7 protein-coding genes are annotated in these 9,599 nt (G+C 61.9%); 3 read left to right on the top strand and 4 right to left on the bottom strand.

Annotation, left to right across the window (positions count from 1 at the left end; all coding sequences use genetic code 11):
* Nucleotides 1–525: 525 nt before the first annotated feature.
* On the bottom strand, nucleotides 526–1,290 hold the full coding sequence (locus tag ACIOTL_RS17990; RefSeq protein ID WP_400344210.1) for a hypothetical protein: 765 nt from the start codon (nucleotides 1,288–1,290) through the stop codon (nucleotides 526–528).
* Nucleotides 1,291–1,403: 113 nt separating this feature from the next.
* On the opposite strand from ACIOTL_RS17990, the gene ACIOTL_RS17985 reads away from it, so the two are divergent.
* Nucleotides 1,404–2,594, top strand: coding sequence for an alanine racemase (locus ACIOTL_RS17985; protein WP_105662729.1), 1,191 nt, complete (start codon nucleotides 1,404–1,406; stop codon nucleotides 2,592–2,594).
* Nucleotides 2,591–3,892, top strand: a complete 1,302-nt coding sequence (locus ACIOTL_RS17980; RefSeq protein WP_400344207.1) for a D-arabinono-1,4-lactone oxidase — start codon at nucleotides 2,591–2,593, stop codon at nucleotides 3,890–3,892. The genes ACIOTL_RS17985 and ACIOTL_RS17980 overlap by 4 nt, the downstream gene beginning before the upstream one ends.
* On the opposite strand, the gene ACIOTL_RS17975 is transcribed toward ACIOTL_RS17980, so the two are convergent.
* Both ACIOTL_RS17975 and ACIOTL_RS17970 read right to left on the bottom strand, forming a co-directional pair.
* Nucleotides 3,889–4,926, bottom strand: coding sequence for an endonuclease/exonuclease/phosphatase family protein (locus ACIOTL_RS17975; RefSeq protein WP_400344205.1), 1,038 nt, complete (start codon nucleotides 4,924–4,926; stop codon nucleotides 3,889–3,891). The genes ACIOTL_RS17980 and ACIOTL_RS17975 overlap by 4 nt on opposite strands.
* A 73-nt stretch (nucleotides 4,927–4,999) precedes the next feature.
* Nucleotides 5,000–6,670, bottom strand: coding sequence for a thiamine pyrophosphate-binding protein (locus ACIOTL_RS17970; RefSeq protein ID WP_400344202.1), 1,671 nt, complete (start codon nucleotides 6,668–6,670; stop codon nucleotides 5,000–5,002).
* A gap of 452 nt (nucleotides 6,671–7,122) precedes the next feature.
* Between ACIOTL_RS17970 and ACIOTL_RS17965 the strand changes: the two genes are divergently transcribed.
* Nucleotides 7,123–7,404, top strand: coding sequence for a hypothetical protein (locus ACIOTL_RS17965; protein WP_400344199.1), 282 nt, complete (start codon nucleotides 7,123–7,125; stop codon nucleotides 7,402–7,404).
* Nucleotides 7,405–7,708: 304 nt separating this feature from the next.
* Here ACIOTL_RS17965 and ACIOTL_RS17960 read toward each other — a convergent pair whose 3' ends face one another.
* Nucleotides 7,709–9,190 carry an amino acid permease gene (locus ACIOTL_RS17960; protein ID WP_400344198.1) on the bottom strand — a complete coding sequence of 494 codons (1,482 nt, stop codon included), beginning with the start codon at nucleotides 9,188–9,190 and terminating at the stop codon, nucleotides 7,709–7,711.
* Nucleotides 9,191–9,599: the final 409 nt, after the last annotated feature.

Genomic DNA, 9,599 nt, shown 5'->3' with positions numbered 1-9,599 from the left:
TGCAATGCCTCAAGCAAATGTTATGTATTCACCAAATAAAAATATTCGGTATCAACAAACTTGGCACACTATTGAGTTCTCAAACAACAAACACTTACCGGTTCTTTACCCACCATTCCAGGCGGTAATTTCGTCCAGCGTTATATTCATATTCTATAACTTCGAATTCCTGAAAGTCAAATCCATTGTTTGTGATTTGAACCAGTATTCCCAGTTCCCATTCTTTTCAATTGTTGCCCACAAGACTGTGGAAAAACCTTGATTTTCTGGGGTTCTGCCGCCGTTTCACATCCGGTTATTTCTTCCGTTTTGTTCTCGGCGACAAGGAAAAACTATACACAGGTTTTGGGGGTCCTGCAAATCGGGTGGGTGGTTTTTGACGGTGACCGTGCACACTTAATTCCGGAGCGCCGATTAAAGCCCGGGTTCATGCGGTTCGGTGCTCGCAAAAATCTGTAAAACGCATAAAAATTCGTCTTAAAAGCCGGTAGCCGACCACCTCAGTGGCCGGCTACCGCGATTCAGCTAGTCCTCGACGATCTCTGCGTCAATGACTCTAGGATCATCCAGGGGCAGAGAGCTTGGCGCCACCGTGGGAATGCCGGCGAAGGCCACTGCCGCATTCTCGATCACGCGCTTGGCCATATATCGATTGCCTACGCCACCGATGGCCGCGCCGACCCCAAACGGAACCAAACGGCCGATGGTGCTAGCCGCTTGGGTGCCAATGATCTTGCGCAGGAACTTCTTCTGCATGGTGCGCTGCATTGCAGAGTAGATGCTCGTGGACCTGCTGGCACCGAAGGACTTGGCCCATCCCTGGATTGGACCCCCACCGCGACCTGCGGCCTGGGAAGTCAATCCGGCAATCATCGAGCTGCCCTCATCGCCCATCATGATGCCCATGACCAGGACTCGTGATCGATCCGGATCGTCGATGGCTATGCCGTGCAGCTCTGCCAGGCTTTGCGCATACAGCGCCGAGGCTTCCAGGAAGCCCAGGGTCGCAGCTATGGATAGGCCCAGGGCGATACCGGTACCAACAGCGGGAACGGCTGCGGTTCCACCCACGGCTGCACCGGAACCGGTAACTACGCGCAGGTAATCGCGCTCGACAATAGCTGCCAGCTGGGCAGTAGTAGCGTCAGGGTGCTTTTTGCGCAGCCTCTTGATGTAGGCAAGCACCAGCGGGCGCTGCACGCCGATGCCCTTCATGATGGCGTCCTGCACGCCGGAGCGCGGCTTTCCATCTTTGCCAATCAAAGTCATTGAAATCGGATCGTTTTTCATGATGGCTCCAGCTTAACCGCAAGACCCTGAGAGTTACCTTGGGCTTTGCGCTTTCAAGCAAGCGTCTTGAAAAATTCCTTGAAACTCCCCGACGCTGGTGCAAGAGTTGGCCTATGAAGAACGCTCAGGCCAAACGGTATAACCACGCCTTGAAAAGCGCCGGGATCTCGGAGCATCCGGTCGCGCTGCTCGATCTGGATGCCTTCGATTCCAACGTGATCGCCCTGCGCGAACGGGCCGGAGGTGTGCCGATTCGCATCGCGTCCAAATCCCTGCGTGTACGCAAGGCATTGGAACGGGTCCTGGATGAGCCCGGTTTCCGCGGCGTTCTCTGCTTCACCTTGGCCGAAGCATTATGGCTGGCCAGCCATGGCTTGAAGGACTTGGTGGTTGCCTACCCGCAAACCGATGCCGAAGCGATCAGCCGGTGGGCCGCCAGCGAACAGGCACGCGAAGAGGTAACGCTCATGGTGGATACCCAAGAGCAGTTGGATTTGATCGACAGGATCGCACCGGGGCACGGGCCGCTGAAGGTCGCCCTGGAACTGGATGCTGCCTATTACCCCAGCAGCAACCTCCGTATCGGCGCCGCGCGTTCTCCGCTGACCCGGCCGGAACAGGTCGCCGAGCTGGCCGCCCAGGTGCACCGCCGGCGCAACTTCATCTTGGACGGGCTGATGGGCTACGAATCCCAAATCGCTTCGGTCCCCGATGGGGGTTTCAGCCCCAGGGCACTGATCGCCCGCAAGCTGCGCCAAGCCAGCGCCGCCGAATTGGCGGACCGCCGGGCCGAAACCGTGGAATTGGTACGGGAGCTCGGCGACCTGCGGTTTGTAAATGCCGGAGGTACCGGTTCGGTAGAAAGCACCATCCAAGAACCAGCGGTAACCGAAATCGCCGCGGGCTCAGGATTATTCGCGCCCGCGCTCTTCGATTCCTACCGCGCATTCCGCCCCACCCCTGCCCTGTACCTGGGATTCCCGGTAGTCCGCCGTCCCGATGAGCGAACGGTCACCATCCTTGGTGGCGGTTGGGCCGCATCGGGCCCAGCCGGCAAGGACCGCTTGCCCACCATCGAGCATCCCAAGAAGCTTCGCTACCTGGCCATGGAAGGAGCCGGCGAAGTGCAGACTCCGCTCACTGGCCCGTCGGCGCACCGCATTGCCATAGGCGATACCGTGTGGCTGCGCCATGCCAAGTCCGGCGAACCGGCCGAACGCGTTAATAAGGCGGCGGTGTACTCCAAGGGCAGGATCGTCGAACAATGGCCTACTTACCGTGGAGAAGGGAAAGCATTCCTGTGAGTACTTTCAGGAATTTCGCACGCACCGTGGTCTCCCACCCAGCAGCTGTCCATTCTCCGCGCAGCATCGCAGAATTAGCGCAGAGCCTGGAGCAGGCCGCCGACCAGCACCAGCCGGTGCGCACCGTCGGCGCAGGCCATTCCTTCACTCCGCTGGCAGATACCGACGGGATCTTGCTGAATCTGGATGGCTTTCGCGGCATCGAGGAAGTCGACGCTCGCACCCACGAGGTGACGTTCCGCGCCGGAACCCGGCTCTGGCAGATCCCCGCCCTGCTCAGGCCCTTCAACCTCGCGTTGGAGAATATGGGAGATATCGACAAGCAGTCGGTCGCTGGAGCAATCAGCACCGGCACCCACGGCACGGGCCTGGAATTCAGCGGATTCAGCGCAACGGTCACCGGAGTGCAGCTCATGCTGGCCGATGGGACCCATCTCCGCGCCAGCGCGCAGGAGAATAGCGAATTGTTCGAGGCGTCCCGGCTTGGCCTGGGAGTACTGGGGGTACTCACCCACGTCCGGCTGCGGTGCGTTCCCTACTACATGATGCGTGCGGCCGAATCCATCGAACCCATCGGGCAGATCGCCGAAAGCTTTGTTGATCGTGCCCGGCAAGAAGACCATCTGGAATTCTTCTGGTTCCCGGGCACCAGCAAAGCCCAGGTGAAGATCAACACCCGGCTCGACGGCCAGGTCCCTGCCGATCAGCCGCCTGCGGCGGCCCGCTGGCTGAACAATGAACTGCTCTCCAATGGCGCGTTGCAGCTGCTCAGCTCGCTGAGCGCAGCGGTCCCCCGGACCACTGCCAAATTGAATGAGGTGGCTTGCGCGGCCCTGCCGGAGCGCAGCAGCATCGCGCCATGGAATGAAGCTTTCACCAGTGCGCGACGGGTGCGCTTCACCGAGATGGAGTATGCGCTGCCGCTAGCTGGCTTCGATGAAGCTTTCGCGAAGGTGCGAGCGTATTTCAGGCGTTCGGGAATTGGAGTTTCCTTCCCTGTCGAGGTGCGTACCGCGGCCGAGGACTCCACCTGGTTGGGTACCGCCAGCGGCAGGCAGACAGCATACATTGCCGTGCACCGCTACATTCGGGATAAGGCTCCGGGATACTTCCCGGCCATGGAAGAGATCTTCCGTTCTTTGGGCGGCCGGCCGCATTGGGGCAAGGAACATAGCCTGCAAGCAGCGGATTTGGCGCAGCTCTACCCGAAATTCAGCGATTTCACGAGGGTGCGCCAAACTGCCGATCCGGAGGGACGATTCCTCAATCCTTATCTGCGGGGTTTGCTCGGCATCTAGAACTGGACATCGGTCCAGATCAGCGGGCTTGATGCTTGCACCAAGTCCGGCACCGTTCCTGGCAGGGGCTGGGAACTGCTTGGCGGATGCTCCTGGATGCGGCCCTGGCCCAATACCTGCCAAGTTGCGCTGGGGACCAGGTAGCTTCCGGAATCATTCAAAGCGTTCGCGCGCTTGAGCCCCTGGAGGAATGGTTCAACGCGATCTGCCGCGTTCTCCTGCAAGCCAAGTGCGCCGGCGATGACATAGCGGTCTTCGCCGACTCCTTCTGCTTGCTCGCCCTCATCGGTGCGAACGTAGTCCTCTCCGGACAGGTAGCCGGTGAGAACCTTCAACTCATCAGCCTGGCGTGCCTTGGCGAATTCCTGGTCCTGCGCATCTGGCTGGGTTTGGGTCGCAAGAATATGCACCGGCTCGCCACGGTATTGGATGGGAATGTCCCACAGCCCGGTGCTCATCACCGGAATGGAGGCGGCCAGCACACCAGAGAAGTCGGTGTGGTGCATCATGTCGTTGGCAACGTCCTGCCACTTGAGCTGGGAAACGCTGGTGACCTGGTCTTGTGCAATCGGGTACTTCGATAGCACGACAATCGAACCCTGCTCGGCGAATGCAGCCTGGCCCCACGCATCCTCGGCGCCGCCGATGACGCCATCAGCGTTCAGATCGGCACCGCTTTGCAGGCCCTTGGAGCCCACGGCCAGGTAGGAATACCCGTATTCCACATCGGCGCGGGCATCGTCGGGATTGTTCAGATACTGGTCGTTCAGTGCATCAACCGCGTCCTGGGTGGCGTCCATATCTGTCAGCACCACCACGTCCGCATTGGCGCTGCTGATCTTGTCTGCAACCTGCGCCGCCTGGCGGTCGGATCCGCGCATCAGGTTCGCGGGCAGCTCCTGGGGGGTTTCGCCGCTGAGATTTGCCTGGATGGTTGCCACGCGAAGCGAGGTCTCGGAAAGCTGCGCTGCGCTGGCACCCGCCGAGTCGCCAGGGCCAGTGGGTGCAGCAAAAGCGCCGGTTGAGGGGAACATCAAAAGTGCCCCTAGACCCAGACTTGCTGTTCCGACTAATAACTTGCGCACTCAACCACCCTACGACGTTCGGCTACCGCTTGCCACCACCTTTACCGGATTGTAATGCCGCAGCCGCGGCGGCCTTCTTGTTCGCAGAAAGGACCTCGTCCATATAAGGAGCACGCACATGCATCGAGACACGGGCATCCACCAGGCACACACCACGGGCTCCGGCATCCACCCACTGCTGGACCCCGGCGAGGTCTTCGAGCGTGTCAACGCGGATTCCAGTGGCTCCCATGGCCTTGGCGATACCGGCGAAATCCACCGTCGGGATCAGCATCGGGTCTTCGTGCAGGCCGACGGATCCGTACTGGTGGATTTCCGCTCCGTACGCGGAGTCGTTGTAGATGACGATTACGCCACTCTCCACGGTGCGAACGATCGATTCGAGGTCCGCCAGGCCCATCAGGAAGCCGCCATCGCCGGCGGCCAGCACGACCGTGCGCCCCTGCGCCGCTGGGCCTGCGCCCACCATGGAAGCGATGCCCAGGCCGATGGACTGGTACGCGGTGCCCACGCAGCTCAAGGAGCGTGCACCGGTGGTCGACCAGTACATGGGCCCCCAGCCGATGAAGTGGCCGCCGTCTTGCACCAGCACGCGATTGGCCGGCAGGATCTTCTCCAGTTCGCTGGCCACGCGGCGCGGATCAAGCTGCCCGTCGGCGGCTAGGTCGTCACCGGCCGGACGGGTGCGCAGGTTGGACAGGTCCAGGCTTGAACGCCATCCGCCCTGCGCCTGCTCCACCGCACCGAGCAGGTCCGCGGCGGCCAGGGTCGCATCGGCGGTGGCGAAATAGTCCACGCGCGGGTTGGTGGCGGCGCACCCCAGGTCGATCTGGATCAAGCTGGCATCCTGCGCGACCAGATCGCCAAAACGCATGGTGAACTGGTTCAACGAGGCGCCGAGCACCAATACCGTATCGGCCTGCGCGATGATGCGGGCGTTGGCCTCGGTGGAGAAGCCTCCGGTGATGCCCAAATCGAACTCGTAGTCCAGCAGGTCGCGGGCCAGCAACGTACCCGAGGTGGTGGCGTCCAGCTTCTGCGCCAGCGACTGGACCTGCGCGGCGGCATCGATCGCGCCGCGGCCATAGAGGATGTGGGTGCGCTGCGAGGCGTTGAGCTTTCCAGCGATCTGCTCCAGCTGGGTGGAGTTCAGCTGCGGTGCCGGAGGGGTGCTGCGCAGGGAGGCGAAATCAGGCAGCTGCTCTTTGAGCGAATCCACCGCGGCCAAATCATAAGGGATCGCCAAAACAACCGGCATCTGTTCGCGCAACGCCCGGGCGGCCGCCTCCAGAGCAGTGGCACCCGGGTTGTCGCGGTCAACGACGTAGCGCGGCGCTCGCACTGCTGTGTCGATCGCGGCCTGGTCGACGTCCCAGCCACGCAGGCCGGAAGTTGGCGCGTCGCCGGTGACGAACAGCAGCGGGGTCCGGGCCGCGGCGGCTTCAGCCAGTGCGGTGATGGTGTTGGTGTAGCCGGCACCGTAAGTGGTGGAGGCGATGGCCAGCTTATTGGAGATGCGGAAGTAGGCGTCGGCGGCCGAAACGGCGGCCGATTCGTGGCGCACGGCGGTGTAGTCGAAGCCTGCACGCACTGCGGCGTCGAGGAAGTGGGCATTGCCGTTGCCCATCAATCCGAAGATCCGCGGGGCCAGCGGCTTAAGGGCGTGGGCAATGGCAGCTGAAACGCTAGACATTATGGACTCTTTTCAAGAAATCGTGCTGAAGAAATTCCATATATGTCTGCCGTTACCGGTTGCTGGACCGCAACGGGTATCGCCCCTTTTGAGAGCGCCGGAACCTGGCGGGGCCATGTTCCTGACTCACTGATGATAAGGCAGGAACCGCGCCTGGCGCTAGGCCGCTAGTGCGCCTTCCCATTAACACTTCCCCGGGGGCGATCTCGCAGCATTCCGAGCGATGCGCCCACGCACCTCGGTCCTGCTCCCGCGATTGGCTGCACCGGACGCCGAATGGCGCCACCGCGCCGTGCACGGGGCCGCAAGTTTCACCCGGGCTCGGAGCTCGAGGTCGAAGTGTCATCCGAAAGTACCATGTACAGCAATTTTCAGATTCGATACTATCGAAATAACACTCAGTTGACTTGATCTTTATATGACAACTATCGGACATTATCGAGAAGGAACGCATGCTGAAATTCTTGGGAATCACCTCTGAAGCACCTGCCGACGGGTCAATCCCCGCGTGGCAGGGCGTCTCCAAGAAGCACCGGGGCATCGCATTCGCCATTTCGCTTGCGCTGGGATTGGCCACGTTCCTGATAACCCGCTGGCTGATCTCCGACCTGCCGCCAGAAGGCTATTTGCCGCTCGTTCCCTGGAACGCGGCCGCCGCCATTCTGCTCATCAGCACGCTGGTGGCCGAGCGCGGATTGATCCGCAACGCGCCCTCTGAAACCTGCGAAATCTAGGCGCCAGAACTGGGGGCGGTACGGAAAGCCGCACCCGCCCCCAACTTCGCGGAACTTCGCTGCTGCTCATCAAGCGCGGCGAACGGCGAATTCAGCAGCGCGACGGGCATTAAGCGCCCGGTGCGATCCGCCAGCCATTCGTCATGGACGAGGCCAGCGACCTGCCCGGCTACGGCGAAACTGCCGACGGAGCGCTCTTCGACTACGGCTTCGGGCTCAGCTACTAGGGCAAGTAGTTAAAGGGGCGGGACCCGGCATGCCTGTGGCTGCCGGGTCCCGCCCGCTTGCTGCGTGCTGCGCGCAGCTACTTTTCGTTTCCGTGGCTGGCCGCGTAGTCCTGCGCGCTCATCTGGCCCAGGCGCGAACGGCGCCGGCCGTAGCCAAGGTAGAGCGCTGCGCCGACGATCATCCAGATGATGAACACCAGCCAGGTATGCCAACCGAGCTGGCTCATCAGGAACAGGCAAGCGAAGATGCCCAGGATCGGGGTGAGCGGGTACAGCGGCACGCGGAAGGTGCGCTCGGCCTTGGGCTGGGTTCTGCGCAGGTAGATCACCGAGGCGCCGACCAGCGCGAAGGCGAACAGCGTGCCGATGCTGGTGGCGTCGGCCAGTGCGCCCAGCGGGATGAACCCGGCAGTGACCGCCACCAGGATGCCGGTGATCCAGGTGCCGGCGACCGGGGTGCCGGTGCGGGCCGAGACCTTGCCGAACACCGCCGGCACCAGCCCATCGCGCGACATGGCCAGCAGGATGCGGGTCTGGCCGTAGAGCACGGTGAGCACTACCGAGGCGATGGCCAGCACCGCGGCGACCGCGAAGACCAGCACGAAGACCGGCTGCCCGGTCAGTTCGCCGATGATCTGCACCAGCGGCGCTTGTGCGCCTTCGAACCAGTTCCATTCGCGCGCGCCGATCGCCGAAACGGCCACCAGCACGTAGCTGATGGTCACGATCAGCATGGAGAGCATGATCGCCCGGGGCAGGTCGCGCTTCGGGTTCTTGGCTTCCTCGCCGGCCGTCGAGGCGGCGTCGAAGCCGATATAGGAGAAGAACACGCTCGATGCCGCCGCGGTCACGCCGGCGGCGCCCATTGGCAGCAGCGGCTCGAAGTTGCCCGCATTGAAAGCGCTGAAGGCGACGGCCGAGAAGAAGAGCAGGATGCCGGCCTTGATGGCCACGACGATCGAGTTCACGATGGCCGACTCGCGCGCCCCGCGCACCAGCAGCAAGGTGGCCAGTGCGACGACGATCAGCGCCGGCAGGTTCACCACGCCACCGTCGGCCGGGCCGCCAGCCAGCAGCTCGGGCAGCTCCATGCCGAAGGTGCGCAACGTTTCGTTCACGTACTGGCCCGAACCCACGGCCACCGCAGCCACCGACACCGCGTATTCGAGCACCAGGCACCAGCCGCAGATCCAGGCGATGCCTTCTCCCATGGTGGCATAGGAATAGGAATAGCTGGAGCCGGAAACCGGAACCATGCCGGCCATTTCGGCGTAGGACACCGCCGAAAGCAGCGCGGTAATGCCCGCGATCACGAACGAGATCCAGATGGCCGGACCGGCGATCGGCACGGTATCGCCGAGGATCACCAGGATGCCGGTGCCCATGGTGGCGCCGACGCTGATCATGGTCAGCTGCCACATGCCCAAGGTGCGGCGCAGCTGGCCTGCCCCTGCATTGGTTTCCGCTTCGGCGATCATATTCGTGATCGACTTGCGGCGGCGCAGCTGCGCGCCCAGCAGGGTGGCCGGACTGGAGCTCACGGACGGTTTGCGGTTCATCGCGGATCCTCAAGGGAAATGGTGGTGCTGCCTCGCCCCTGCCTAGGATGCGGCCGGGCGCTGCGCGTGGAAGTTCTGAACTGGAATATCATGTCATAATCCAGCTGGTCCCGACTTTTCAGGAATCCGGCGGGTTCGCACTAATTCCCGCTTCTTCTTGGGCATTAGCCGTATTTGCGCATCGCTCGGCAGTCAGCTTTTGAGATGGATTTCATGATCAGGAATGCATATTTATGCATTTTATTCCGCTTCGCGCACTAGCGCCTATCGAAAACCCCTGAAGTTTTCCACACTACTAGAAGACATATTCGAACAAGCGAAGTATAATTAGAACATGTCCGAAGCAAAGGCGCACGGAAACAGCCTCACCCCACCAGCACCCCCCGAGGAATTCGACCTCCACGTCCAA

The sequence above is a fragment of the Glutamicibacter sp. NPDC087673 genome, assembly GCF_044743255.1.
Taxonomy (GTDB): domain Bacteria; phylum Actinomycetota; class Actinomycetes; order Actinomycetales; family Micrococcaceae; genus Glutamicibacter.
The sequence above is the reverse complement of the archived record's forward strand: the minus strand, read 5'-3'. Positions and strand labels throughout refer to the sequence as shown.